A 23,800-nucleotide genomic window follows, 5' to 3' on the forward strand; every position below is an offset into this window, starting at 1 on the left:
CCAATCGAGGCTCTTTTATTAATCATCGTTCATCAGCTACTAAAACGGTCAATCAGTGTACTGCTGGCTTCATTTAAACCGATTACCCTTACATCTATACCTTGGGCTTTAAACTTCTGAATCACGTTATTCAGCATATTGACCGAAGTCACGTCCCAGACATGCGCATGGGTCAGATCCAGTTCCACATGCTCAAGCTTTTCTTTAAAATCAAAGAACTGATAGAATTTTTCTGTACTGCTAAAGAAAATTTGTCCAGAAATAACATAGCTACGTGAATTGGCTGCATTTAAATGCGTATAGACATGTACGGTTCTTTCCAGTTTATTAATAAAGAACAGGGCAGAGAGCAATACGCCGACAAATACACCAAGCGCCAGATTATGAGTGGCAAGCACGACAATAATCACGGCAATCATCACGGTATTGAATTCTAGCGGATGTTTGCTGAATTGCTTGATTGCTCCCCATTGAAAGGTGGTAAATGCCACCATAATCATGATCGCAACCAGTGCTGCCATTGGGATATAAGCCAGCCAGTCTTTCAAAAAAACCACGAGACAGAGCAGAAACACACCAGCGACCAGAGTCGATAAACGGGTACGTGCCCCTGAAGACACATTGATAATTGACTGGCCGATCATGGCACACCCGGCCATCCCACCCATAAAGCCGCTGACAATATTGGCCATACCCTGACCACGACATTCTTGATGACGGTCACCTTCAGTTCTGGTCACTTCATCAATGACCGTAGTGGTCATCATGCTTTCCAGCAAACCAACAGTTGCCAAGGTAAAGGAATAAGGCAGGATAATTTGCAAGGTTTCTAGATTGAGTGGAATTTCTGGAATCAGGAATACCGGCAAGGTATCCGGGAATTGTCCCAGATCACTCACGGTACGCATATCTGCACCCAACAACAGCGCCAGCCCACTTAAGACGATAATACAGATCAAAGGTGAGGGAATGGCTTTACCAATTTTAGGGAGATAAGGAAACAGATAAATAATTGCCAGACCAATCGCAATAAACAGATAACCGGTGCTCTCCATCTGCTTAATTTCCGGGATTTGTGCCACAAATATCAGGATCGCCAAGGCATTCAAAAATCCGTATACCACCGCCTGCGATACAAAACGCATTAATTTAGCAACTTTAAAATAACCGGCAATGACCTGAATGATGCCGGTCAGAATTGTGGCAGCCAGCAGATATTGCAGACCATGTTCTTTTACCAAGGTAATCATCAAAAGCGCCATTGCGCCTGTAGCTGCGGAAATCATGGCAGGACGGCCGCCAAAAAAAGCAATGGATACCGCTATACAGAAAGAGGCATATAAACCGACTTGCGGATCGACACCGGCAATGGCAGAGAAGGCGATTGATTCAGGAATCAGGGCAAGTCCCACCACCAGACCTGCCAGTACATCTGTGCGGATATTGGAAAACCATTCTTCTTTTTTCAGGCTAATCACGGAATATCATCTATATTTTGAAAACCTGTGTATGTTAAACAGATAGAGATAAAAATCTACACAAGATTGACTTGCAAAAGCCCGGAATATCCTGAATATTGAATGAGTAACTGTCCTGAAATGACAGTTAGGCTTTTTTGCAATTTACAGGTTTGATCACTTGAAAGTTTGTTAGAAGCGATTTAAAACATTGAGAAGTGTATAACAAGGATCAGAAATGAAGCTTTACTATTCGCCAGGGGCATGCTCACTGGCAGCTCATATTATTTTAAATGAAATTAATGTCGATTTTGATTTGGAACGTGTTGATTTAAAAACACATAAAACAGAAAAAGGTACGGATTATTACGAAGTTAATCCTAAAGGTTATGTACCAGCGTTAGAAATTAACCCTGGTCTGATCCTGACAGAAAATGTTGCAATTCTACCGTTTCTTGCTCAACACGATCCAAAACAAGATCTGATTCCACCATCGGGCATGGGACGTGCCAAAGTGCTGGAATGGTTAGGTTATCTGAATTCGGAATTGCATGATGCCTATGCGGTGTTCTTTGGTGACAAGTTATCTGAGGATGAAAAGAAAAAAGCCTATGCAGAAATTGACCGTCTATTGAGTTATATCGATAAAACCATTGGTGAATCAGACAACGATTATCTGGTCGATGATAACTTTGGTCCTGCGGATGCTTATCTGTTTGTCTTGACCAACTGGTCGAACCAGATTGAGCATGATCTGAGTCCATATAAAAATATTATTCATATCCGTAATAAAGTGGCTGAACGCCAGTCTGTACAGATTGCCATGCGTGATGAAGGTCTGATTCCTTAATTACTGGAAAAAAATAAAGGACTCAATCGAGTCCTTTATTTTTGTTTATGAAAATTTATTTAAAGAAATAACCGGTTTCTGGCGAGCTGGCATTGGCCATACGCTTACGCGGCATACGGCCTGCAAGAAAAGCTTCTCGGCCTGCTTCAACGGCTTTTTTCATCGCAGATGCCATCAATACCGGATTTTGTGCAGCTGCAATCGCTGTATTCATGAGTACACCATCACAACCCAGTTCCATCGCAATCGCGGCATCACTTGCTGTACCGACACCGGCATCGACCAGAACCGGCACTTTGGCATTTTCCTTGATGATTGACAGGGTGTGTGGATTTAAAATACCAAGACCTGAACCGATCAGGCTACCCAATGGCATAATCGCGACACAGCCCATGCTTTCCAGTTCTTGCGCCACGATCGGATCATCCGAGGTATAGACCATGATCTCAAAGCCATCATCAATCAAGGTACGAGCAGCTTTTAGTGTTTCGGTCACGTTTGGGTAAAGCGTTTTTTCGTCACCCAATACTTCCAGTTTGACCAGATTGTGACCATCGAGCAGCTCACGCGCCAGCATGCAGGTGCGGACGGCACTATTGGCATCGAAGCAACCTGCAGTATTCGGCAAAATGGTATATTTTTCCGGAGGAATCACTGATAGCAGATTCGGCTGGTCAGGATCTTGGCCAATATTGACCCGGCGAATAGCAACAGTGACAATCTCGGCACCACTGGTTTCAATGGCCTGCTGGGTTTCATTTAAATCTTTGTATTTGCCTGTGCCTACCAAAAGGCGTGACTGGAATTGGCGTGAACCAATCTGTAATAAATCTTGCATAATTGTCCCGAGTATTAGCCGCCACCGACTGCGTGAATAATTTCGATTTTGTCTGTATCGCAAATCGGCGTATCGCCCAATCTGCTTTTAGGAATAATCATTTCGTTGATTTCAACTGCAAAACGCTTACCCTCAAGCGCCATACTCTGAATCAGTTCCAGCAGATTCTTGCAGTGAGTTTCCTGTTGTTCGCCATTGATGTAAATCACCATTCTAGCAACCCTCCATGATTAAGTGTTGTTCAGATTTATCTGGCGTATTTTAAAGCATTCCAGGCCAGAATTAACCATCCGGCAATCATTAAAGCACCGCCAATAGGTGTAATCACCCCTAAACCGCGGGGTAATCCTAAGGCCATGATATACAGTGAGCCAGAAAACAGTAAAATACCAACCTGAATCAGTCCGAAGCTCCACTGAATCGGTAGTGCAGGAATGACTTTCGCGAGCAGAGAAAGAATCAGTAGTCCTAAGGCATGATAGAAAAAATAATCTGTTGCCGTTTGCCACCAGCCGAGCTGTACCTCAGTTGCACGTGCTTTTAAACCATGTGCACCAAAAGCACCGAGCATGACTGCCAGGGCCAGATTGAGTGCTGAAATCGCAATCCACATTTGAATTGATCTTCCTGATAAAGTTTGCACTTAACCTTAGCATAAATTCAAAATGCGGACATAAAAAAGCCTTCCTGAAGGAAGGCTTTTTAAAAATAAATCAGTAACAGAATTTGGTGTTAATTGGATGACATTGCTACTTTAATTTTTTCCATGGCATTTTTTTCCAGCTGACGAATACGTTCCGCAGAAACATTATATTCGGCTGCAAGCTCATGCAGGGTCGATTTCTCGTCGTCTAACCAACGGCGTTGCAGAATATTCCGTGAACGGTCATCCAGCTGGTCCATGGCTTCGTGCAGGGCAGAAGTACTTTGTTCTTCATAGTCTTCATTTTCAATCAGACGAGCCGGATCATAGCGGTTGTCTTCAAGATACAACGCTGGTGCTACATGGGTAGAACCTTCATCGTCGTCATCACTTGATGCATCAAAAGCAGCATCATATGCTGTCAGACGGCCTTCCATTTCCAGTACTTGTTCTGGAGTAACATTTAAGTCATTCGCAATTGACTGGGCTTCTTCGAGCGTCAACTTTTTCGATGATTTTTTCAGGCTACGCAGATTAAAAAACAGTTTGCGCTGTGCTTTAGTAGTGGCGATTTTTACAATACGCCAGTTACGGATCACGTATTCATGAATTTCTGCCTTGATCCAGTGCACGGCAAATGATACTAGACGTACGCCCATATTCGGGTCAAAACGTTTCACAGCTTTCATTAGACCCAGGTTACCTTCCTGGATCAGGTCGCCTTGTGGCAAACCGTAACCTGCGTAACTACGTGCGATATGCACCACAAAACGCAAGTGCGACATGACCAGCATTTTCGCTGCGTCTAAATCTTGGTCATAGTAATAGCGTTCAGCCAACTCTTTTTCTTGTTCGGCTGTTAAAATCGGAATCTGATTGACAGTGCTGATATAAGCACCGAGGTTGACACCTGGCGCCGATAATGACAGGGGCATCAACTGATTGCGGCTGTCACTCATGTGTTCTCCTTGAAGTGCGGGGATAACCCTAAACTAGGTTTTATCTTAATCCAATCTCTCCTCAAATAATGGATATTTGGGTAGAGAAATGTAAATAAGTATACGGAAGCAGAGACCAACAGTTTAATTGAAAATTTTTAAGATTCAATCAAGTAGTGAAACTCTGTATCGGAAATTTTTTTAAATTCAAGCTTGAGCTGATGCAACTGGCAATAACGGCTGATATCAATCAGACTATGCGGATCAGATGATTTGAGCAGGAATATTGTATGCTTTCCAGCCTTTAATGCCCGCTTTAACATTAATAATGGCATCGGGCACGGTTTTCCCATGGCATCTATAAGGTTGAAATGCGCTGAATCTTCAAACATTAGGGTTTTATTTCGTCAACAGAAAAGGCTATAAATAGTAGCAAATTTGATGCCAGAACCAAACTAATTAAAATACAATGAATAGGTAAATGAATTTATAAAGTCTTTTGACAATTTTTATTAAAAAAATAACTAAATCAAACAGAACATGCTAAAAAAAATCTATTAATTGTGATAAACCCATGTTAAGCTCGTTGCGTATTTGGGACTTTGAATAAACAAAGTGATTGTTTTTCACCCTATTACATAAATGGATGTAACCGGGATTTTGTTGATAGTTTTACAGAATGATTACAAGCTTAAAAATAATATTTTCAAACTTGTTTGCTCTGCTGTTTGCAACACCGGGTGGTCCTTTTTTTAGTTTCAATGAGGATTAACTTATGACAGCTGCTCGCGAACAAGGTGTAGTTAAGTGGTTTAACGATACTAAAGGCTTCGGCTTTATTCAACGTAACGGCGGTGATGACGTATTTGTTCATTTCCGTGCTATCCAAGGTGACGGCCACCGTTCACTTCGTGACGGCCAACGTGTTGAATTCAGTGTTGTTAAAGGTCAAAAAGGCTTTCAAGCTGAAGAAGTTCAACCATTAGACTAATCTTCGGATTAAGCTAAAAAGAAAACGCTCCAATATAATTTGGGGCGTTTTTTGTTTATACTACTTCTATCTTAGTGATTACCCAATTAGAGCACCGCTTTATGTCATCTGGTTTTGAAACCTTAAATTTACATCCCGATTTAAAAAAAGCGATTGATGCTTTAGGCTTTACCCACATGACGCCTATCCAGCAGAAGGTTTTAAAATTCACGCTGGCAGGACATGATGCAATTGGCCGTGCACAGACAGGTACAGGTAAAACTGCGGCCTTTTTAATTAGTATCATGAACGATCTGTTAAATAATCCGATTCAGGAACAACGTTATCGTGGTGAGCCGCGTGCCCTGATTCTGGCACCGACCCGTGAACTGGCATTGCAGATCGAAAGCGATGCACAGCACCTGGCGAAATATGCGGGTTTACATGTAGTGACCTTGCTGGGTGGTGTGGATTTTGACAAGCAAAAAAATCAACTGAATAAAGCGCCTGTTGATATCTTGGTCGCAACTCCAGGTCGTTTGATCGACTTTATTGAGCAAAAAGAAGTCTGGCTTGATCAAATTGAATTTTTAGTCATTGATGAAGCAGACCGTCTACTGGATATGGGTTTCATTCCATCGGTTAAACGGATTGTACGTTTCTCGCCACGTAAAGAGCAGCGTCAGACTTTAATGTTCTCTGCAACATTTAGCTATGATGTGTTAAATCTTGCGCAGCAATGGCTGTTTGAGCCGGTCACGGTTGAAATTGAGCCAGAAAAGAAAACCAATGCTGATGTCGAGCAACGGGTTTATATGGTGGCAAAATCAGATAAATATAAACTATTGCAAGAAATTCTGCGTGATGAACCGATTGAGAAAGTCATGATTTTCGCCAACCGTCGGGATCAGGTACGTAAACTTTATGATCATTTAAAACGGGATGGTTATAAGGTGGTGATGTTGTCTGGTGAAATCGCGCAAGATAAACGCACGAAAATGTTAGATCAATTTAAAAATGGTCAGCATAATATTATGATTGCGACGGATGTGGCAGGACGTGGTATTCATGTAGATAATGTATCTCATGTGGTGAACTTTACCTTGCCAGAACAGTCAGATGATTATGTACATCGTATTGGTCGTACAGGCCGTGCCGGTGCGCAAGGTGTAAGTATCAGTTTCTTGTCTGAAGATGATGCGTTCTATCTTCCGGAAATTGAAAAAGCCATTGGGCAAAAATTGCCTTTGACCCGTCTGGAAGGTTACTGTTAATCCAAGCCATAAAAAAACCGCTCTCAGAGCGGTTTTTTATTACATGCTTCACAGGAAAGTCTATTTGGCCTGACAGCGGAATGTGAGAACGGTTTGATAGTCATCATTCTGGTTTAAACCGGTGTTGGTGCCTGCGATATTCCCGAGTACGGTGGCTGCTGCCTGAATCATTTGTCCTGTTTGCTCATCGACCACACCTTTTAAGGCGCCATTATAAGCTGTCTGTTCATCTATAATAATTGGAGTTGATCTGGAGCCACAGGCTTTATTGGCCGCAGTAATCGCATTGTTTTTTGAGGTCAGTTGATTTTTACCTAATCCAGTCACCTCATACTGGTTATTTTCCTTTTGAACGGCCAAGGCAGTCGGATTTGATGCACAGGCAGTAAGCAGTAATGCGGAAATAGCCAATCCGCTGAAAGTGATTGTTTTTTTCATCATGAGATCTCGAGTAAATAGGATGCTAATCATTTCAACATAGCAACCAGCTCAGATTTTGTAGCTGTTGTATAGGTTTGGCAATTTTTAGTATATATCTATGTGGTTTAGGTGAAATATTGAGCAGTAAACGATTGAGAAATAATGTGGCTGCATTTTTGAAGACGTTTCAAGCTTGTGTAATTGCTTTGAAGTTTCTAGCGTATTTTTCTTTGAATATGCTAATCTTGAGTATGGTTTTTTAAGTATAGATCTACAGGGTAATGACAGAATCTGCGATTGATATCGTTCATCAAAATATTCACCAACGGCAATCGATTGGTCATCTGCTGGCACCGGCACCCAATGCAGAACAGCTGGAAAAAGCCTTTCAGGCAGCATTAACTGCACCCGATCATCATCGACTCAAGCCTACCACATTTGTCGTGATTCCTGATGATCAACGTGAAGCCTTTGGAGAATTGCTGTCGCAGGCGCTCATCGATTTGGGTGAAACTGAAACAGCGCAGATTGAGCGGGTCAAGAATCACCCGTTTCGCGCTCCTTTGTTAGTACTTGCTTTAACCCGATTGCAGGATCATCCTAAAGTTCCCTATTTTGAACAAATTCTCAGTTCGGGCGCAGCCATTCAGAATTTTCTGCTATCACTTCAGGTTCAGGGTTTCTCAACCATGTGGCGTAGCGGCGCTGTAGTCGAGTCTGGTCTGTTTAAGCAGGCATTGGGAATTTCAAAAGATGATCTGGTATCGGGTATTATTTATATTGGTACTGCAGCAAAAGCCATTCCCCCGCGTGCAGAGATTCAAACCGGTGATTTTGTAAGTTACTGGAATCAGAACAACTAGTTTGTACGGCATAACAGGATATTAAAACATAAGATGTCAGAATTAAATTTTTCAGAACTGGTAGAACCGGTTGCAGTTGATCATAAGACAGCTTTAAGAGTAACGGTATTGGGCGGGGGGAGTTTTGGTACGGCAATGGCCAATACTGCAGTGCGTAACGGCTGTAATACCATGATCTGGATTCGTGATGAAGCAGCCGCGGCGGATATTAATGCGACCCATATCAATAAACGCTATTTGCCAGATTTTCAGTTGGAAAAAGATCTGCTGGCGGTTTCAGATCTGGAACAGGCAGTACGCAATCGCGATATTATTTTAGTGGCGATTCCAAGTCATTCTTTCCGGGAAGTCCTGCAGCAAATTAAACCTTTTATTACCTCGCAGGCAGTAATCTCCCTGACCAAAGGGATTGAAGCACTGACCTTCAGCTTTATGAGTGATATTATTCGTGAGGAATTGCCGGAGGTGCCTTATGGGGTGTTATCGGGACCTAATCTGGCAAAAGAAATCGTAGCAGGTCAGCCGGCAGGAACCGTGATTGCCAGTCATTCTGAACTGGTACGTTATGCAGTACAGCAAGCCCTGCATAGTGCATTGTTCCGTGTGTTTGCCAGTGATGATGTGCATGGGGTGGAACTTGGCGGCGCATTAAAAAATATCTATGCAGTAGCGATGGGTATGGCAGCAGCGTACAACGTGGGTGAAAATACTAAGAGTATGATCCTGACCCGTGCTTTGGCTGAAATGAGCCGTTTTGCGGTAAGGCTCGGTGCCAATCCGCTGACATTCCTTGGACTTTCCGGTGTGGGTGATTTATTTGCAACGTGTAACAGCCCGCTTAGCCGTAATTATCAGGTGGGTTATGCACTTGGCAAAGGCAAGACTCTGGAGCAGGCAACAACTGAATTAGGCCAAACTGCCGAAGGAATCAATACCATTGTACAAGTCAAGGCGCGTTCTGAAGATCTGGGTGTGTACATGCCTATTACTTCTGCCTTGTATGATGTGATTTTCGAAGGTGCACCGCCGCTCAATATTGCCTTGTCTCTGATGAAAAACGGTCATCGCAGTGATGTCGAATTTGTCTTGCCACACCATCAAGTCTGATCTATAACACAAGGACTGTCTGCGAAATGTCATATCCGCTGTATATCATGCAGGCATACGAATATAAGGAAATGAAATGCAACTGACTTTAGTTAGACATGGCGAGGCAGCCCCACCAGTAAATGGTAATGACACTAAACGTCCGCTGACGGAGCGTGGTCATCAGCAGGCTGAGCAAACTGCACAATTCTTAAAAGAGCAGATTAGGCCCGATGTATTTGTGGTCAGTCCTTTATTGCGTGCCCAGGAAACTCTGGCACATTTGCAGCAGTATTTTAAAGATGTGCCGGTAGTGATCTGCAATACAATTAAACCCGATGATGATGCCAAAGTTGCAGTAGAATGGCTGTCGCAACTTCCGTATGAGTCGATTGTAGTGGTATGCCATATGAACGTTGTGGCCCATATGTCGTCCATCCTGCTGGCTGAATCTTTTCATCCCTATGCCTTGGCAGAGGCGCGTATGTATGATCAGGCAGTGATTGCACCTGGTTTATCCACACAGATAAAAAGCTTTATTCCTACCCTATAAAAATTAATTAGAACGGCAGAACAAAATCAATGTTGTATTTATGGATGCCAGAAGCCAATGGAGTTTGGCAATGGTCAACTGGGGAATTCTGGAATGCTGCTGCCACACTTGAGCAGCTGATTCAGGATATACAGGCTCATCATGGTGAGGACGCGGTGGTGTTTTTTCCGAGCCGTCATGTACAAATTTTGCAGCAGACCTTGCCCAAGAGCCAATATAAGAAAATGGGCAATGATGGCATTAAATATTTGCTTGAAGAATATGTGGTGCTGCCGGTAGATGCCATGAAAGTGCTGCATCATTTTCAGCAGCCGGATCAAATTACTATTATGGGCATTGCAAATTCTACTCTGGAGACTCTGCAGCACTCTCTCAGCCTGATTCCAGTCAAGCTGGCAGCGCTATTGCCGGATTTTTTAGTGCTGCCGGCTCCTGAAACCAATCAGCGTGTAATTGCGCAAATCGGTGGGCGTCTGCTGGTGCGCGAATCAGAATATATGGGTCAGTCGCTGGATGATCTGAGCCTTTATCTGGATTATCAGCCTAAGGATATCCGCTATAAGGTCAGCAACCTGAATCAGGAGCAGTTGCGCAGTCTTGAAGCCCTGGTTACGCAGGAGCAACTGGAGTCTTTTCAATATAGCATTCCAGTGTTGAAGAAACCGAAACAGCATCCTTTTAATGTGTTACCTAAAGCAAAATCCGATGGCACTATTTCTGGTTACTGGAAAGCCTGCGCTGCGGTTTTTCTGGGTATTTTGGTATTGCAGTTTAGTTATGATGCGGTACGCTGGTATCAATATAAAAAAGTGGCAAATCAGACGGCTGCACAGGCTATTGATCAGTTTAAATACTGGTTTGGGCAAAATTATCCGGTTACTGAGCAGAATATCAAAAGTCAGTTTGAAGCGCAGTTGCGTCAAAGTCAGATTGCAGACACGCATGCATTGCAGCTTATTAGTCGGGTAGGGCCGGTCTTGATGCAAAATCAGATTGTGGCACAACGGGTAAATTATGATACTTCTGTGCTGAGTATGGAGCTTAAGGCCAGTTCATCAGAAAGGTTGAATGCATTGACCGAGCAATTGGGCCAGCAAGGCTTAAAGGTGGAGCTGGGGAATATTCAGGCCGGTGGAGCTGACGCGATCGGAGTGGTGAGGATCCAATAATGAAAGCGATTGAAACACTACAACATCGTATGGATCAGTCTTTTGAAAGACTGAGTGATTATCTGGACAGCCTGTCGGCACGTGAACGGATCTTGGTGATATTTACCACTATTTTCGTAATAGTAGCTGCGGTCAGTTCTGCACTCTGGTACATGCATCAGGCGGCTAACAACCAGCAGAAGCGTTTGAATCAGCTGAAGGATACTATTGTCTGGATGCAAAGTAATGCAGTGACCATGAAACCGGCTGGAGACATTCAACTGGAGGCTGCGGAGAAAGTGCAACGGGTCGCACAGCAACAAGGGCTGTCTGTGGCTTCCCAGCAAATAGAAGAAAAAATTCAATTGGCGGTCATGCATGAAAATTATGCAGTACTGGCAAACTTCCTGACCCAACTGGCACAAATGGGGCTAAGTATCGAGAAAATGGAACTAAATAATGAAGCAGGACAGATTAAATTAACAGCGACCATACAGTAAACGGTAAAAATAAAGATTTGCAAAGCATGGTTTTTTTGTCTGCCTATGCCTATAATATGCCGACTTAAAAAGCAGTAGACTTTTCTGGATATGTTGTATTCTCTAGCCCGCCCTTTGTTGTTTTCTTTAGCACCAGAGCGTGCACATGAGCTGACATTATCACTATTGAAATCATCCCATAAGATGGGCTTGATGCGTCAAAATGTTGCTGCGAAACCTGTGACCTGTATGGGAATCGAATTTCCCAATCCGGTGGGTCTTGCAGCAGGTTTAGACAAAAATGGTGCCTATATTGATGCCCTTGCCAGCCAAGGTTTTGGTTTTATTGAAATTGGTACCATTACCCCGCGACCGCAAGCCGGTAATCCTCATCCACGTCTGTTTCGTTTACCACAGGCCAAAGCCATTATTAACCGTATGGGCTTTAACAATGATGGTGTAGATCAGCTGGTCGAAAATGTCAAAGTGGCCAAATTTAAAGGCATTCTCGGTATTAATATCGGTAAAAATGCTGACACTCCGGTAGAAAAAGCAGTAGATGATTACCTTATCTGTTTAGAAAAAGTCTATAATTATGCTTCTTATATTACCGTCAACATTTCTTCTCCCAATACCAAAAATCTGCGCAGCCTGCAAAGCGGTGACGCACTCACCGAACTGCTGGAAACATTGAAGAACCGTCAGCTTGAATTGGCTCAGGAATACCAGCATTATGTACCTTTGGTACTCAAAGTGGCGCCTGATCTGGATAACAGCGATATTGCCTTTATTGCCAAGCAGTTATTGCGGTTCAAGATTGATGGCCTGATCGTGACCAATACCACGCTGTCACGTGAAGGCGTAGAGGGTTTGGAGCATGCAGAGGAAGCGGGCGGTTTGTCTGGCGCGCCAGTATTTGAGAAAAGTACCGCATGTCTGGCTGCATTTGCTGCGGTATTAAAAGGACAAATCCCATTGATTGGTGTGGGTGGTATTCTTTCGGGTGCAGATGCTGCTGCCAAGAAACACGCAGGTGCCAGCCTTGTACAAATTTATAGTGGCCTCATCTATACTGGCCCTAAACTTGTAAAAGATTGTGTAGACGCACTTTAAATCCTATGAATGCCATTGATATCTTTCTACTGATTATCTTGCTCATTGGAGGGCTCAACGGTTTGCGTCAAGGATTTATTAAAGCCTTTGCGAACTTAGTGGGATGGATCTTTGCCCTGATTATTGCGGCAAAATATTCAACACTACTTGCGCCGTCTATGGTTGCTCTGAGTACAGATCCAGTCGTACAAAAGATTGCGGCCTTTGCTTTTATCGTCCTGCTGATTGTAGTTCTGACCTGGATCGTTACTGCACTGTTGAACCGTATTTTAAAGAGTCTCAAGCTGGGTCCCCTCAACCGTCTTGCAGGTGGTGTCTTTGGTAGCCTGAAAGGTCTGCTGATTGTCCTGATTACCATGCAGGGTATCGGCCCTTGGGTAGAAAGCTCACCGCACTGGAAACAGTCCAAGTTTATTCAAGCCTTATTGCCTTATGCGCCTTGGGCGACTCAAATGTCGAAAGAAGCCGCGAATGGCGCACTACAACATATCAAGTCTGAAGGGGCATCGAAACCTTCAGCTTCATCATCTGAAACATCGTCCAAGTCTGGAGCTGCAGATGAGTCTACAAATAATCCTTTTTATTAATCCTAGCTTGTCTGCGAGGTTGCTATGTGTGGAGTAGTTGGTATAGCTGGTAAATCACCCGTTAACCAAATGTTGTTTGATGCATTAACGATGTTACAACATCGTGGACAAGATGCAGCTGGGATCGTGACATGTGATGAAGGACGTTTATTCCTGCGCAAGGACAATGGCATGGTGCGTGATGTATTCCATACCCGTCATATGCGTGCCTTGAAAGGAAATTACGGTATTGGTCATGTGCGTTATCCAACAGCCGGTTCATCGAGCAGTGCTGAAGCACAGCCGTTTTATGTGAACTCGCCGTACGGGATTACCTTGGCACATAACGGTAACCTGACCAATGCCGAAGAAATTCATGATGACCTGTTCAAAACAGACCTGCGTCATATGAATACGGATTCTGATTCAGAAGTGCTGTTAAACGTGTTTGCGCATGAATTGCAGAAACACGGCAAACTGGTACCGACGTCGGAAGATATTTTCCATGCGGTGACACGTGTGCATGAGCGTTGTAAAGGCGCTTATGGCGTGGTGGCGATGATTACCGGTCAGGGTCTGGTGGGCTTTCGTGATCCAAATGGTATTCGTCCACTGATCTACGGTTCACGTGAAACTGAACAGGGTATGGAATATATCATTGCTTCTGAATCTGTTGCGATTACTGCGCTGGGCTTTAAAGTTGAGCGTGATATTCTGCCGGGTGAGGCGGTATTTATTGATTTAGAAGGTAACTTCTTTACCAAGCAATGTGCCGTAAATGCTGAATATCGTCCTTGTATCTTTGAATATGTTTATTTTGCCCGCCCGGATGCCATTATTGATGGTATCTCGGTGTATAAAGCACGTTTAAAAATGGGCGAAAAACTGGCGCAAAAAATTCTGCGTGAGTGGGGTGACGAGCATGATATCGATGTGGTGATTCCGATTCCGGATACTTCACGTACTTCAGCGCTAGAACTTGCCAATATGCTAGGGGTGAAATTCCGTGAAGGTTTCATGAAAAACCGTTACATCGGTCGTACCTTCATTATGCCTGGGCAGCAGCTGCGTAAAAAATCGGTACGTCAGAAACTAAACCCGGTTGAGCTTGAGTTTAAAGGTAAGAATGTACTGTTGGTAGATGATTCTATTGTACGTGGTACAACCTGTAATGAAATTATCCAGATGGCTCGTGATTCTGGTGCGAAGAAAGTATTCTTTGCTTCTGCAGCCCCAATGGTTAAATATCCGAACGTTTACGGTATTGATATGCCGGCGAAATCAGAATTGATTGCCTCAGAACGTAGCGTGGAAGAAATCCGAGAAATTATTGGTGCTGACCGTCTGATTTTCCAGGATCTGGAAGATTTGAAAGATGCAGTAAGAACCAACAAAGTGCCGGATGTTAAGGATTTTGACTGTTCAGTCTTTGACGGGATCTATGTGTCGGGTGGTATTGATGCGCAATATCTGGATGATCTGCAGCAAAAACGTAGTGACAGTGCCATGAAAGAAAGCAATTATATTGATGTCAATATTGATGCAGCCTCAGTGGATTTGACTGGCGTACGCGAAGTTTAAACATTTAAAATCATCATGAAAAAGCGGGAATTTCCCGCTTTTTTGTTTTATGATGAACCCATTGAAAATCATCATTTTAGGGTTCTGCATTGCGAAACGTAGGATACGATTTTATAAAAAACAAAAATATAGTACTACCTGTAAGTTTTTGCCTGATTGCAATTCTGTTGACTATTTTTATTATTAATACCGTTGTTGGCCTATTTGTTTTTTATGCTGATCCTAACCAGTCGATTTTCTGGCATACGCTGAGTCCTTATCTGATTGCTGTACTGTTATGTGTCATGATGACCTCGGTCATCTATGAATTTTATATTTTTCGCAATGGCGGTTATTCATTGGCGAAGCAGATGGGTGCACGTCGGTTGAGTCCGATGGACAGTATTCCCGAAGAAAGTGCTGCACTACACATTAACCAGCAACTGGCAGAGACTTTTCGGATTGAAATTCCCGCAGTATATGTATTACCTGATGAAGTGGGTGTCAATGCGTTAACAGCAGGTTTTAGTCCACGTGATACGGCTATTATTCTGACCTGGGGGGCAATACAAACACTGGATAAAGTTGAGCTGTATGGGTTGCTTAGTCACGAATTCAATAAAATCCTGTCTGGTGAAACTGCGGAAAATACCCGCCTGAAAATTCTGTATAGCAGTTTAACCACTTTTAGTCAGTGGGGCAGTAAAATTGCTAAATCCGGTTTTAATCGAACCGGTACGCTACGGGAAAGCAAGTTTGAAACCCTGTATGTGGCAGTTGGGGCGGTGATCTGGCTGATTGGTAGTCTGGGTGTGTTGATTTCCCGTTTTATTAAATATATTTCTCTTGGTGGCCGGACTTATAAGAATGACCAGAAGACCCGGCGCTTGCTACAAAATGATGCCAATATCCAGACTTTGCTCAGAATTCATGTGCATCATTCCGGTTCGCAGATTTATAGTGAATATGCCGAATCGATTTCGCATATGTGTTTTGCCAACTCTTTGAGTCCGCAAAACTGGCTCAACATTCATCCCAATATCAATCAGCGCATTTATGAATTAAATCCTGCCCTGATTCAGGATTTACAGCTTGAAAACCTGAAAAAACTGAAGAATCAGCCTTTATTCAGTTTGTTTCGCTCTCTGGAAGAGGTGGTACCTGAAACTACAGTGAGCTGGAGTTCACCCCAACCTTTGCCATTGCTGCGGCTGTCTCCGATCAGTTTTGCGATTAAAGATGCAATCAAGCCATTGAATCCGGAACTTCGGCTCAAGATGCCACGTCCGGAGCTCATTGAACGTGCATTACAAACGGCGACAGGTTCCCGGGAAGTGATGGTCGCAATTTTAATGATTCGTCAATATCGTGAATTTATTCCCACTGAGGCTGAGGTCAGTCGTGCCATTGTAGATTCGTTGCTTAACCTGGATGGGCGGGTACATATTTCGATTTTCCAGCAAGCCTGTAAGAATATTGGTGGCATGCCGACGACTGTTGCACGCCAGTTTCTGATGAAGCTGGCACGGATTATTCAGGAAGATGGTGAAATTGGTCTGCTGGATGCCTTGTTGTTGGAATGTGTGAAATATGAGTTAAATTTGCTCCCTGCACATATTCCTACTGCTCTCGATGAGGTCAAGCCGCAAATCGTTCGTTTGATCGATGCCTTGCTACATGTGCAGCAGATTAATAGCGGTAATCAACTTGAGGTGCGGGAACGGATTCTAAACCGGATCTTGACCACTCGTGAACTGGATTTATACAATGAAATTTCAGATGAGCCGATTGATCTTGCTGAAATCCTGAATGATATTGCGGGGCTTTTATTACGCGATCGTCTCAGTATTTTAGGCATTGCAGAAGCCTGCTTATGGAGCGACCGTATCGTAACTCAGGATGAGCTGGATGTGATGGAACTGTTGTACTGGCGCCTAGGTTTCGAAGGTGGGGAAGTTATTCAGCAAATGTTAAAGAAAAACAGTTTAACCATTATGTAAAAAACAAGATGAGCACACGGTTCGAATCTGAATTTGTTATTACAGTGATGGTTTAATTGTATATTGAAAATTCAATATTGAGTGTACTGATAAACTTTGTACGAGAATTTATCAGGATAAAAAGAAAAACTGAAAAAGTTCGGCAAAGTGGGGACAATACGGCTAAAATGTTCAGCCTGAAATTGGTGATGATGAAAAGATGATTGGGCATCAGCGTGACATACTGGCAACATTAGGAATCGATCTCTGGATTCCTAGGGACAGCGCATGTCAGCCGCATCAGGTCTCGATCTGGCGTGATCAGGCTGAACCTGAATTTCACACCGAGATTGTCTTGTCTCAGCCTCATCCGGTCGAGGCGCTGGTGGAGTTACCGATTCCTGAACCAGAGTCGCTCGACACGTTTAAGATTGATACCTCGCCTACATTACCTGAAGTTTTAACTGTTCAGGAACCTCGTGAAAGTGTACAAATTCCGCCATTCAGTTTACAGGCTTTAAGTTTGGCACATTGCAGTGTTGTGATTGATGCAACTGAAATGACTGAAGCTACCCTAAATTTATGGGCAAATATCCAGCGCGCAGTTTCGGGTGATTTTTATGAGCTGAACTGGCCATTTCCTTGGGCTAATGTCCAGGATGGACGTGGTGTGGAATCCTATATTCAAGGATTTCTGGATGGGATGAGGACAGAGAAACATATTATTTTCCTCGGACCGGTAGCGCATATTTCAAATATCAAAGCAATCCAGTTAGCGTCCCTGCAAGAGATGCTGGATCAGCCGATTTTAAAAAAACGTTTATGGCAGTTTATGCAAAATAGGTCTGCCAGTCTGGAATAATTCTGCTGTGGAATAAAAATAGATGAAACAAAAAGTGGTTGTATTTAGTCAAATTGATGCTGATATTCAAACTAAGCTCGAACAAAATTATCAGGTGAGCTATATACAACCGAAGCTGGGTGATGTGAATCAACAGCTTTTGCAGCAGGTTCGGGATACCGATGGCATGATTGGTGCAGGGCGTTTGCTGAATTGCGATAATCTGGCCAGTGCTACCCGATTGAAAATTATCTCCAGTGTCAGTGTTGGTTATGACAACTATGATCTGGATTATTTAAATGAAAGAAAAATCTATCTGAGTCATACACCGCATGTGCTGACCGAAACTACAGCTGATCTTGCTTTTACTTTACTGATGTCAGCGGCACGCAAAGTGGCTTATCTGGATCAATGGACCAAGCAGGGGCAATGGCAGCGTACTGTGGGTGAAGCACAATTTGGTGTGGATATTTTTGGAAAAACCCTGGGAATTATTGGTCTGGGCCATATTGGGGCTGCGATCGCACGCCGTGGTTTTTACGGTTTTAATATGAATGTGCTCTACTATAATCGCAGGGAAAAACCGGAAATTGCGCAAGGCTTCAATGCACAATATTGCCAGCTCGATGAGCTGTTACAGCGTGCTGACTTTGTGGTCGTTGCAGTAGATTTGAATGCTGATTCCAAGGCGCTGATTGCAGCAGCGGAATTTGCAAAAATGCAACCGCATACAGTATTGGTTAATATTTCACGTGGCCCGGTTGTTGATGAACAGGCATTAATTGAAGCTTTAAAAGCCAAGCAGATTTTTGCTGCAGGTCTGGATGTCTATCAGAAAGAACCGCTAAAAGAATCAGAATTATTCCATTTGGATAATGTCGTTACCTTACCGCATGTGGGTTCGGCTACCGCCGCCACCCGTAAAAAAATGGCAGAACTGGCTTATCAGAACTTGGTTGATGCCTTGGAGGGGCGAGTACCTCGTTATGTAGTCAATCCGGAATTTTAAAATGCCATTAAATGTAGTTTAAACGATATTAAAAAATAACATTTTCTTGCGTCTCTGCGCATAGTTCGATGCTATATTCAAAACAAATTAGGTTGGCAGGATTAGAGATTTTTCATTGAAACGATTGATGCTGGCATGTAGCTTAAGTCTGTGTATGGTGACAGGGCATGGCTCTACCCATGATTTTAATCAAGCAAATGTACAATTTTCTGTACCCGATATTGGCACAGGCGTGGGCTTGCTCGATCAGCAAAAAGAAAAAATGATCGGTGAGAAAGTTTATCGTGAAGTGCATAAGAAAATGCCTGTCTTGCAAAATCCATGGCTGGAAGATCAACTTTTATCAGTATTCTCACATATTCTGAGTCAGACCCAGTTACAACAGCCTATCGGTTTGCTGGTAATCAATGATCCGCAAATTAATGCCTTTGCTGTGCCGGGCGGGCTCTTTGCACTGAATGCAGGTCTGATAAATTCCGCCCGAAATATGGATGAAGTGGCAGGGGTGATGGCGCATGAAATTGCACATGTCACACAACGTCATTACAGTCGCTCCCAAGATGCCTTTAAGGGACAAGGTTTATTGGCGCTAGCGGGAATTTTGGTGGGTGCTTTGGTGGCTTCTCAAGCAGATGGTGATGTGGGGGCGGCGGTTATGATGGGGTCGCAGGCAGCCCTTCTGGATAAACAGCTCACCTATAGTCGTAATCAGGAGCGTGAAGCAGACCGGATCGGGATGCAGTATATGTACCGTTCCGGCTATAACCCACATAGCATGGCAGACTTCTTTGAGGTTATGCATCGCTCTAGCAGTCGGTTAAGCTTTCTGCCAGATTTCTGGTTCACGCATCCACTCACCACTGAACGGATGAGCGAGGCACGTTTACGTGCCAACCAGCTTCCCGCAGTGAAACGCAATCTCAATGATCAAGACTTTGAGGTTGTCAAGTGGTATAGCAGGGTATTGTCCCGTCAGACGAATGCAGAGCAGCTGGTGTTGATGGACCAGCGAAATAATTTTGCGGGTCAGCTTGCCTTGACAGCTTATCAAATACAGCAGGGTGATTTTCAAGCCGCACAGATTTCGCTGGATCGGGCAAAAAAGCATAACCAGATGCATCCTTTGCAGGTTTTGTTGCAGGCTGATATTTATTTAGCCCAGAATCAGCTTGATCAAGCTTTGAGAAGTGTGGCTTCAGCAGCACGAATCATGCCGGAGAATCGCGCACTTAATTATAAATATGCAGAAGTTCTGATTCGTGCCCGGCAACCCGATCAGGCAAAAGCTTTAGTGCAGCGATTTCTAAATGCCAATCCACGCGATGTCAATGGCTGGCGACTGATGCAAGTGGCTGCCAATGCAGAGCCAGATTCAGCGATCAAGGCTGCCAATGTACTCCGCTATCGTGCAGAAGTAGAGTACTGGTCAGGATATGAAGAAACCGCGATCAAATCATTATTGCATGCCCAGCGTAGCGTGAAGAATAATCAGTCCTTGTCCTCAACCATTCGTCAGCGTCTGAAACAGATGCAACAGGAGCATCAATATAAAATTTAACCATGAGCTGGATTTTAAATTTTTGTATCGGAATGATATAGCAAGGGTCTCTTGAATCAAGCTACAATCTTTTTTGAAGATAGTATGTATCAGTTTGAAGCATTATATGAAAAGAATATTATTAGGCGTATGTCTACTGGGCTGGAATTATGGGGTTTTTGCTGCAAGTGCAGTTGAATATGTAGCAGCAGTAGAACAAATTAATGCCGATTATAAAAAAGAATCACGGCAATTTTTAAGCAGTTTGAATCCGCAGCAGCAAGGATTTAGCCCTGAGCAAAATGCAAAATTTTGTGGGATTGTAGGGCGCTATGTTGATCGTTTATATCAGGCCGCTGACCAGAATCGAGCTTATCTGGATCGTCAGTTTCAAAATATGACTAAGCAGGATGTTATTAGAGAAGTGAAGTTATCTAAAGAGATGCAACTACTTAAGCGTTATCATGTAGATTGTGATTTGCAATAAAAAATAAGAACATGCTAAGAACTGTCCAGGAAAAGGGCAGTTCAACGCAAAAATAGATTTAAATTTAAAATGGGAAATTAAGCAAGTTTTGCTTTAATTTTGGCAGAAATTTGTGCAGGATCGGCGCGCCCGGCTATGAGCGGACGCAGAGAATTCATCACCTTACCCATATCTTTCATGCTAGTAGCTTGTTGCGCTTCAATTGTTTGCGCAATCAGGGAATCAAGTTCTTCCTCAGTCATAGCTTCTGGTAGAAATTGAGAGAGAACCTCAACTTCGGCTTGTTCCTTACTAGCTAAATCTTCTCGACCAGCACCTTCAAAGGCTTTGATCGATTCTTTACGTTGTTTAATTTGCTTTTCAATGACCGCAAGAACCTGAGCGTCGTCAAGTTCTTTGCGCTCATCGACTTCGATTTGCTTAATTGCTGCCTGTAGACTACGAATGACCGTCAACTTCGGCATATCCTTGGCACGCATGGTGGCTTTCAATACGTCAGTAATCTGGTTTTTTAAAGTAGTCATTATTTATTCCAAGCAGTCAATCACAAATTAATCTTAGTAAAGGCGAGTAGTACGTACTGATTCACGCGCCAATTTCTTTTGGTAGCGTTTAACAGCAGCAGCTTTTTTGCGCTTACGTTCTTGAGTTGGTTTTTCGTAGAATTCGCGCTTACGTACGTCAGCTAGAACGCCCGCTTTTTCGCATGAACGTTTGAAACGACGGATAGCTACGTCTACTGGTTCGCCTTCTTTCAATTTAACTTGTGGCATGAAGAATCCTCATTAAGTTATGGATAAGATCAGGGCCGAATTGCCCCAGATCACAAGTGAAGGTCAGTATTTTACTCATTTACATCTCATACCACAAGCCTATAATAGTTGCTGCAATAGATTTGATACAGGTTATAGGCAGTTTAATGATCGTTTTAGGCTTGGAAACGTCGTGTGATGAAACAGGGCTTGCACTTTATGACAGCGAGTTGGGGTTACGCGGACAGGTGCTTTATAGTCAAATTAAACTGCATGCAGAATATGGCGGTGTGGTTCCGGAACTGGCATCACGTGATCATGTACGTAAATTAATCCCCCTGATTAATGAGCTGCTCGAACAAAGTGGCGTGAAAAAATCAGAAATTGATGCGGTGGCTTATACGCGTGGTCCAGGTCTGATGGGTGCACTAATGACAGGTGCACTGTTTGGTCGTACTTTGGCCTTTGCACTGAATAAACCGGCGATTGGTGTGCATCATATGGAAGGTCATATGCTGGCACCTTTGTTGTCAGAAACTCCGCCGGAATTTCCATTTGTGGCACTTCTGATTTCTGGCGGTCACTCACAGCTTATGGCAGCGTATGGTATTGGGCAGTATGAATTGCTGGGTGAATCGATTGATGATGCTGCCGGTGAAGCCTTTGATAAAGTTGCGAAGATGATGGGGGTGCCATATCCGGGCGGTCCGAATATTTCCAAACTGGCGGAGCAGGGCGATCCGAATGCATTTGCATTCCCGCGACCAATGCTGCATCAAGGTCTGGAATTTTCATTTAGCGGTTTAAAAACGGCTGTTTCTGTACAAATGAAGAAACTGGGTGATGAAAACCGCGATGCTGACATTGCAGCCAGTTTCCAGGAAGCAATTGTTGATACTTTGGTAAAAAAGTCGTTGAAAGCACTGAAGCAAACGGGGCTTAAACGTCTGGTGATTGCCGGTGGTGTCAGTGCCAATAAGCGTTTACGTGAGCGTTTAGAAGCAGATTTAGCCAAGATCCGTGCATCTGTTTATTATGCTGAACCTGCACTCTGTACAGACAATGGTGCCATGATTGCTTTTGCGGGCTATCAGCGTTTAAAAGCAGGTCAGCAAGATGGTTTGGCCGTGACCACGACACCACGTTGGCCGATGACGGAATTGACTAATCCGACAGAGGCATAGATTTCAGCTAAAAAAAGGAAGAGGTTTGGGCCTCTTTCCTTTTAATGTGACTTTTTAAATGAGAACTTAATAGAAACGAGATGCTTTGAATATCTGTATTTATTTATAGCTTTATTTAAAACTCAAATATTCTATTGAAACTTGAAAATCATTTAATAGCTTCGGTTTAAATCATACAGCTTTTATAAGTTTGCAGCAGAGATTGCTTCGGATGGAAAATATCAATTTTAAAAGTTTTCAGGATGCGGGACAGGCGGTATTGCAGTTTCTGCATAAGCATTTTGGCTTTGATTTATGGATGATCACCCGGGTAGAAGGTCTGGACTGGATCGTCCTGCAAACGGAAGACCATGGCTATGGCGTACAACCTAGGCAAGTTTTTCAGTGGGCAGACTCCTTCTGCTTTCATATGGTGGCAGGTAAAGCGCCTAGAATTGCACCCCGTTCAGAAGAAATTCCTTTATATGCCACAGCGCCGATTAATCAGCAGGTCTGTATAAAATCTTATATTGGCCAGCCACTCGTTAAAGAAGATGGCAGTCTGTTCGGAACACTCTGTGCGATTGATCCTGAAATCAAATCAGAAGCTATTGTTCAAGATATGCAACTGGTCGAGTTGTTAGGGCAATTGCTCAGTTCGATTTTGCAGGCAGAGTTACGCCAGATTGAGCAGGTGCGACAACGTGAATTACTCCAGGAAGAAGCCAGTAAAGATGAATTGACTGGATTGTATAATCGCCGTGCCTGGGACAAATTTCTGCGAGCAGAGGAAGAGCGCTGCAAGCAGTATGGTCATCCCGCCGCTGTATTGTTTATTGACCTGAATGATCTGAAAAAAGTGAATGATAGTTTGGGTCATGAAGAAGGTGACAGGCTGATTCAGAATGCAGCTCAAGTATTACGAGATAATGTTCGCATCAATGACATTGTCGCCCGTTTGGGTGGAGATGAATTTGTGATTCTCAGTGTGGAAAATGATAAAACGGGTGCTGAAACGTTGCTCGACCGTTTAATTGCTGCTTTTGCAGAAGCAAATATTGGCGCAGCAATTGGTCTGGCAATGCGTCATCCAAGTCAGGGTCTATTTGCAGCACTCGCACAGGCGGATCAGAATATGTTTGAATATAAACGCTGGAAAAAAGCCAGTGAAGCTGTGGCCTATCTTAAATAATTGATGCTTTGAATTTTCTGTAAATAAGCAAGAATTTTATAATATCGGAAGGGTCGTTTTCTTTGGTCTAAAATCATCCTAT

General features: G+C 43.4%; 27 protein-coding genes. 18 read left to right on the forward strand and 9 right to left on the reverse strand.

What is annotated here, in order from left to right; all coding sequences use genetic code 11:
* Positions 1–32: 32 nt before the first annotated feature.
* Complete coding sequence (locus tag VXP95_RS00890) at positions 33–1,478, reverse strand: SulP family inorganic anion transporter (RefSeq protein WP_416681837.1); 1,446 nt, start codon at positions 1,476–1,478, stop codon at positions 33–35.
* Positions 1,479–1,695: 217 nt separating this feature from the next.
* Between VXP95_RS00890 and VXP95_RS00895 the strand changes: the two genes are divergently transcribed.
* Positions 1,696–2,307, forward strand: coding sequence for a glutathione binding-like protein (locus VXP95_RS00895; protein ID WP_416705275.1), 612 nt, complete (start codon positions 1,696–1,698; stop codon positions 2,305–2,307).
* A gap of 55 nt (positions 2,308–2,362) precedes the next feature.
* On the opposite strand, the gene VXP95_RS00900 is transcribed toward VXP95_RS00895, so the two are convergent.
* From VXP95_RS00900 to VXP95_RS00920, 5 genes are all read right to left on the reverse strand, one after another.
* Positions 2,363–3,145 (reverse strand): thiazole synthase, encoded by a 783-nt coding sequence (locus VXP95_RS00900; RefSeq protein ID WP_004646601.1) that lies wholly within the window; start codon positions 3,143–3,145, stop codon positions 2,363–2,365.
* Positions 3,146–3,159: 14 nt separating this feature from the next.
* Positions 3,160–3,357, reverse strand: coding sequence for a sulfur carrier protein ThiS (thiS, locus tag VXP95_RS00905; RefSeq protein ID WP_064095847.1), 198 nt, complete (start codon positions 3,355–3,357; stop codon positions 3,160–3,162).
* Positions 3,358–3,392: 35 nt separating this feature from the next.
* On the reverse strand, positions 3,393–3,758 hold the full coding sequence (locus VXP95_RS00910) for a DUF423 domain-containing protein (RefSeq protein WP_064095848.1): 366 nt from the start codon (positions 3,756–3,758) through the stop codon (positions 3,393–3,395).
* Positions 3,759–3,877: 119 nt separating this feature from the next.
* Complete coding sequence (gene rpoH / locus VXP95_RS00915; protein ID WP_064095849.1) at positions 3,878–4,747, reverse strand: RNA polymerase sigma factor RpoH; 870 nt, start codon at positions 4,745–4,747, stop codon at positions 3,878–3,880.
* A 137-nt stretch (positions 4,748–4,884) separates the two neighbouring features.
* Entirely contained in the window at positions 4,885–5,118 is a 234-nt protein-coding gene (locus VXP95_RS00920; RefSeq protein ID WP_416711206.1) for a sulfurtransferase TusA family protein, read from the reverse strand.
* A gap of 383 nt (positions 5,119–5,501) precedes the next feature.
* On the opposite strand from VXP95_RS00920, the gene VXP95_RS00925 reads away from it, so the two are divergent.
* Positions 5,502–5,717: a cold-shock protein gene (locus VXP95_RS00925; protein WP_004280099.1), complete on the forward strand. Its 216-nt coding sequence runs from the start codon at positions 5,502–5,504 to the stop codon at positions 5,715–5,717.
* A 101-nt stretch (positions 5,718–5,818) separates the two neighbouring features.
* Entirely contained in the window at positions 5,819–6,970 is a 1,152-nt protein-coding gene (gene rhlB / locus VXP95_RS00930) for an ATP-dependent RNA helicase RhlB (RefSeq protein WP_064095851.1), read from the forward strand.
* A gap of 60 nt (positions 6,971–7,030) precedes the next feature.
* Here rhlB and VXP95_RS00935 read toward each other — a convergent pair whose 3' ends face one another.
* Entirely contained in the window at positions 7,031–7,411 is a 381-nt protein-coding gene (locus VXP95_RS00935) for a hypothetical protein (protein WP_081406353.1), read from the reverse strand.
* A gap of 260 nt (positions 7,412–7,671) precedes the next feature.
* Between VXP95_RS00935 and VXP95_RS00940 the strand changes: the two genes are divergently transcribed.
* From VXP95_RS00940 to VXP95_RS01000, 13 genes are all read left to right on the forward strand, one after another.
* Positions 7,672–8,253, forward strand: a complete 582-nt coding sequence (locus VXP95_RS00940; RefSeq protein ID WP_416681844.1) for a nitroreductase family protein — start codon at positions 7,672–7,674, stop codon at positions 8,251–8,253.
* A 33-nt stretch (positions 8,254–8,286) separates the two neighbouring features.
* Positions 8,287–9,360, forward strand: coding sequence for an NAD(P)H-dependent glycerol-3-phosphate dehydrogenase (locus tag VXP95_RS00945; RefSeq protein WP_416681846.1), 1,074 nt, complete (start codon positions 8,287–8,289; stop codon positions 9,358–9,360).
* Positions 9,361–9,436: 76 nt separating this feature from the next.
* The gene (gene sixA / locus VXP95_RS00950) at positions 9,437–9,892 is read left to right on the forward strand and encodes a phosphohistidine phosphatase SixA (RefSeq protein WP_064095854.1); all 456 of its coding nucleotides are present in this window, start codon (positions 9,437–9,439) and stop codon (positions 9,890–9,892) included.
* Between the two features lie 29 nt (positions 9,893–9,921).
* Positions 9,922–11,061 (forward strand): type II secretion system protein GspL, encoded by a 1,140-nt coding sequence (gspL, locus tag VXP95_RS00955; RefSeq protein ID WP_416711207.1) that lies wholly within the window; start codon positions 9,922–9,924, stop codon positions 11,059–11,061.
* Complete coding sequence (gene gspM, locus VXP95_RS00960) at positions 11,061–11,540, forward strand: type II secretion system protein GspM (RefSeq protein WP_064101776.1); 480 nt, start codon at positions 11,061–11,063, stop codon at positions 11,538–11,540. The genes gspL and gspM overlap by 1 nt, the downstream gene beginning before the upstream one ends.
* Positions 11,541–11,630: 90 nt before the next feature.
* Entirely contained in the window at positions 11,631–12,632 is a 1,002-nt protein-coding gene (locus tag VXP95_RS00965) for a quinone-dependent dihydroorotate dehydrogenase (protein ID WP_064101777.1), read from the forward strand.
* 5 nt (positions 12,633–12,637) lie between these two features.
* On the forward strand, positions 12,638–13,219 hold the full coding sequence (locus VXP95_RS00970; protein WP_064095858.1) for a CvpA family protein: 582 nt from the start codon (positions 12,638–12,640) through the stop codon (positions 13,217–13,219).
* A 24-nt stretch (positions 13,220–13,243) separates the two neighbouring features.
* Positions 13,244–14,779, forward strand: coding sequence for an amidophosphoribosyltransferase (gene purF, locus VXP95_RS00975; RefSeq protein WP_064095859.1), 1,536 nt, complete (start codon positions 13,244–13,246; stop codon positions 14,777–14,779).
* 89 nt (positions 14,780–14,868) lie between these two features.
* Complete coding sequence (locus tag VXP95_RS00980; protein WP_191730688.1) at positions 14,869–16,758, forward strand: M48 family metalloprotease; 1,890 nt, start codon at positions 14,869–14,871, stop codon at positions 16,756–16,758.
* 199 nt (positions 16,759–16,957) lie between these two features.
* The gene (locus VXP95_RS00985; protein WP_416711209.1) at positions 16,958–17,599 is read left to right on the forward strand and encodes a hypothetical protein; all 642 of its coding nucleotides are present in this window, start codon (positions 16,958–16,960) and stop codon (positions 17,597–17,599) included.
* Positions 17,600–17,621: 22 nt separating this feature from the next.
* The gene (locus VXP95_RS00990; RefSeq protein WP_416711210.1) at positions 17,622–18,587 is read left to right on the forward strand and encodes a 2-hydroxyacid dehydrogenase; all 966 of its coding nucleotides are present in this window, start codon (positions 17,622–17,624) and stop codon (positions 18,585–18,587) included.
* Positions 18,588–18,702: 115 nt separating this feature from the next.
* Positions 18,703–20,145, forward strand: a complete 1,443-nt coding sequence (locus tag VXP95_RS00995; RefSeq protein WP_416711211.1) for a M48 family metalloprotease — start codon at positions 18,703–18,705, stop codon at positions 20,143–20,145.
* A 106-nt stretch (positions 20,146–20,251) separates the two neighbouring features.
* Positions 20,252–20,611: a hypothetical protein gene (locus VXP95_RS01000; RefSeq protein ID WP_416711212.1), complete on the forward strand. Its 360-nt coding sequence runs from the start codon at positions 20,252–20,254 to the stop codon at positions 20,609–20,611.
* A gap of 77 nt (positions 20,612–20,688) precedes the next feature.
* Here VXP95_RS01000 and VXP95_RS01005 read toward each other — a convergent pair whose 3' ends face one another.
* On the reverse strand, positions 20,689–21,135 hold the full coding sequence (locus VXP95_RS01005; RefSeq protein ID WP_416711214.1) for a GatB/YqeY domain-containing protein: 447 nt from the start codon (positions 21,133–21,135) through the stop codon (positions 20,689–20,691).
* 33 nt (positions 21,136–21,168) lie between these two features.
* The gene (gene rpsU, locus VXP95_RS01010; protein WP_001136722.1) at positions 21,169–21,384 is read right to left on the reverse strand and encodes a 30S ribosomal protein S21; all 216 of its coding nucleotides are present in this window, start codon (positions 21,382–21,384) and stop codon (positions 21,169–21,171) included.
* A 146-nt stretch (positions 21,385–21,530) separates the two neighbouring features.
* On the opposite strand from rpsU, the gene tsaD reads away from it, so the two are divergent.
* On the forward strand, positions 21,531–22,547 hold the full coding sequence (gene tsaD / locus VXP95_RS01015) for a tRNA (adenosine(37)-N6)-threonylcarbamoyltransferase complex transferase subunit TsaD (protein ID WP_416711216.1): 1,017 nt from the start codon (positions 21,531–21,533) through the stop codon (positions 22,545–22,547).
* A gap of 211 nt (positions 22,548–22,758) precedes the next feature.
* Complete coding sequence (locus tag VXP95_RS01020; RefSeq protein WP_416681857.1) at positions 22,759–23,718, forward strand: diguanylate cyclase; 960 nt, start codon at positions 22,759–22,761, stop codon at positions 23,716–23,718.
* The last annotated feature ends 82 nt before the right edge of the window (positions 23,719–23,800 follow it).

This window comes from Acinetobacter sp. 226, from assembly GCF_048147925.1.
Taxonomy (GTDB): Bacteria; Pseudomonadota; Gammaproteobacteria; order Pseudomonadales; family Moraxellaceae; genus Acinetobacter; species Acinetobacter pecorum.

Excerpts from the sequence above, each read along its gene's own strand:
- VXP95_RS00895 (WP_416705275.1), top strand. The coding sequence starts at position 1,696 with ATGAAGCTTTACTATTCGCCAGGGGCATGCTCACTGGCAGCTCATATT.
- VXP95_RS00900 (WP_004646601.1), bottom strand. The coding sequence starts at position 3,145 with ATGCAAGATTTATTACAGATTGGTTCACGCCAATTCCAGTCACGCCTT.
- thiS (WP_064095847.1), bottom strand. The coding sequence starts at position 3,357 with ATGGTGATTTACATCAATGGCGAACAACAGGAAACTCACTGCAAGAAT.
- VXP95_RS00910 (WP_064095848.1), bottom strand. The coding sequence starts at position 3,758 with ATGTGGATTGCGATTTCAGCACTCAATCTGGCCCTGGCAGTCATGCTC.
- rpoH (WP_064095849.1), bottom strand. The coding sequence starts at position 4,747 with ATGAGTGACAGCCGCAATCAGTTGATGCCCCTGTCATTATCGGCGCCA.
- VXP95_RS00920 (WP_416711206.1), bottom strand. The coding sequence starts at position 5,118 with ATGTTTGAAGATTCAGCGCATTTCAACCTTATAGATGCCATGGGAAAA.
- VXP95_RS00925 (WP_004280099.1), top strand. The coding sequence starts at position 5,502 with ATGACAGCTGCTCGCGAACAAGGTGTAGTTAAGTGGTTTAACGATACT.
- rhlB (WP_064095851.1), top strand. The coding sequence starts at position 5,819 with ATGTCATCTGGTTTTGAAACCTTAAATTTACATCCCGATTTAAAAAAA.
- VXP95_RS00935 (WP_081406353.1), bottom strand. The coding sequence starts at position 7,411 with ATGATGAAAAAAACAATCACTTTCAGCGGATTGGCTATTTCCGCATTA.
- VXP95_RS00940 (WP_416681844.1), top strand. The coding sequence starts at position 7,672 with ATGACAGAATCTGCGATTGATATCGTTCATCAAAATATTCACCAACGG.
- VXP95_RS00945 (WP_416681846.1), top strand. The coding sequence starts at position 8,287 with ATGTCAGAATTAAATTTTTCAGAACTGGTAGAACCGGTTGCAGTTGAT.
- sixA (WP_064095854.1), top strand. The coding sequence starts at position 9,437 with ATGCAACTGACTTTAGTTAGACATGGCGAGGCAGCCCCACCAGTAAAT.
- gspL (WP_416711207.1), top strand. The coding sequence starts at position 9,922 with ATGTTGTATTTATGGATGCCAGAAGCCAATGGAGTTTGGCAATGGTCA.
- gspM (WP_064101776.1), top strand. The coding sequence starts at position 11,061 with ATGAAAGCGATTGAAACACTACAACATCGTATGGATCAGTCTTTTGAA.
- VXP95_RS00965 (WP_064101777.1), top strand. The coding sequence starts at position 11,631 with ATGTTGTATTCTCTAGCCCGCCCTTTGTTGTTTTCTTTAGCACCAGAG.
- VXP95_RS00970 (WP_064095858.1), top strand. The coding sequence starts at position 12,638 with ATGAATGCCATTGATATCTTTCTACTGATTATCTTGCTCATTGGAGGG.
- purF (WP_064095859.1), top strand. The coding sequence starts at position 13,244 with ATGTGTGGAGTAGTTGGTATAGCTGGTAAATCACCCGTTAACCAAATG.
- VXP95_RS00985 (WP_416711209.1), top strand. The coding sequence starts at position 16,958 with ATGATTGGGCATCAGCGTGACATACTGGCAACATTAGGAATCGATCTC.
- VXP95_RS00990 (WP_416711210.1), top strand. The coding sequence starts at position 17,622 with ATGAAACAAAAAGTGGTTGTATTTAGTCAAATTGATGCTGATATTCAA.
- VXP95_RS01000 (WP_416711212.1), top strand. The coding sequence starts at position 20,252 with ATGAAAAGAATATTATTAGGCGTATGTCTACTGGGCTGGAATTATGGG.
- VXP95_RS01005 (WP_416711214.1), bottom strand. The coding sequence starts at position 21,135 with ATGACTACTTTAAAAAACCAGATTACTGACGTATTGAAAGCCACCATG.
- rpsU (WP_001136722.1), bottom strand. The coding sequence starts at position 21,384 with ATGCCACAAGTTAAATTGAAAGAAGGCGAACCAGTAGACGTAGCTATC.
- tsaD (WP_416711216.1), top strand. The coding sequence starts at position 21,531 with ATGATCGTTTTAGGCTTGGAAACGTCGTGTGATGAAACAGGGCTTGCA.
- VXP95_RS01020 (WP_416681857.1), top strand. The coding sequence starts at position 22,759 with ATGGAAAATATCAATTTTAAAAGTTTTCAGGATGCGGGACAGGCGGTA.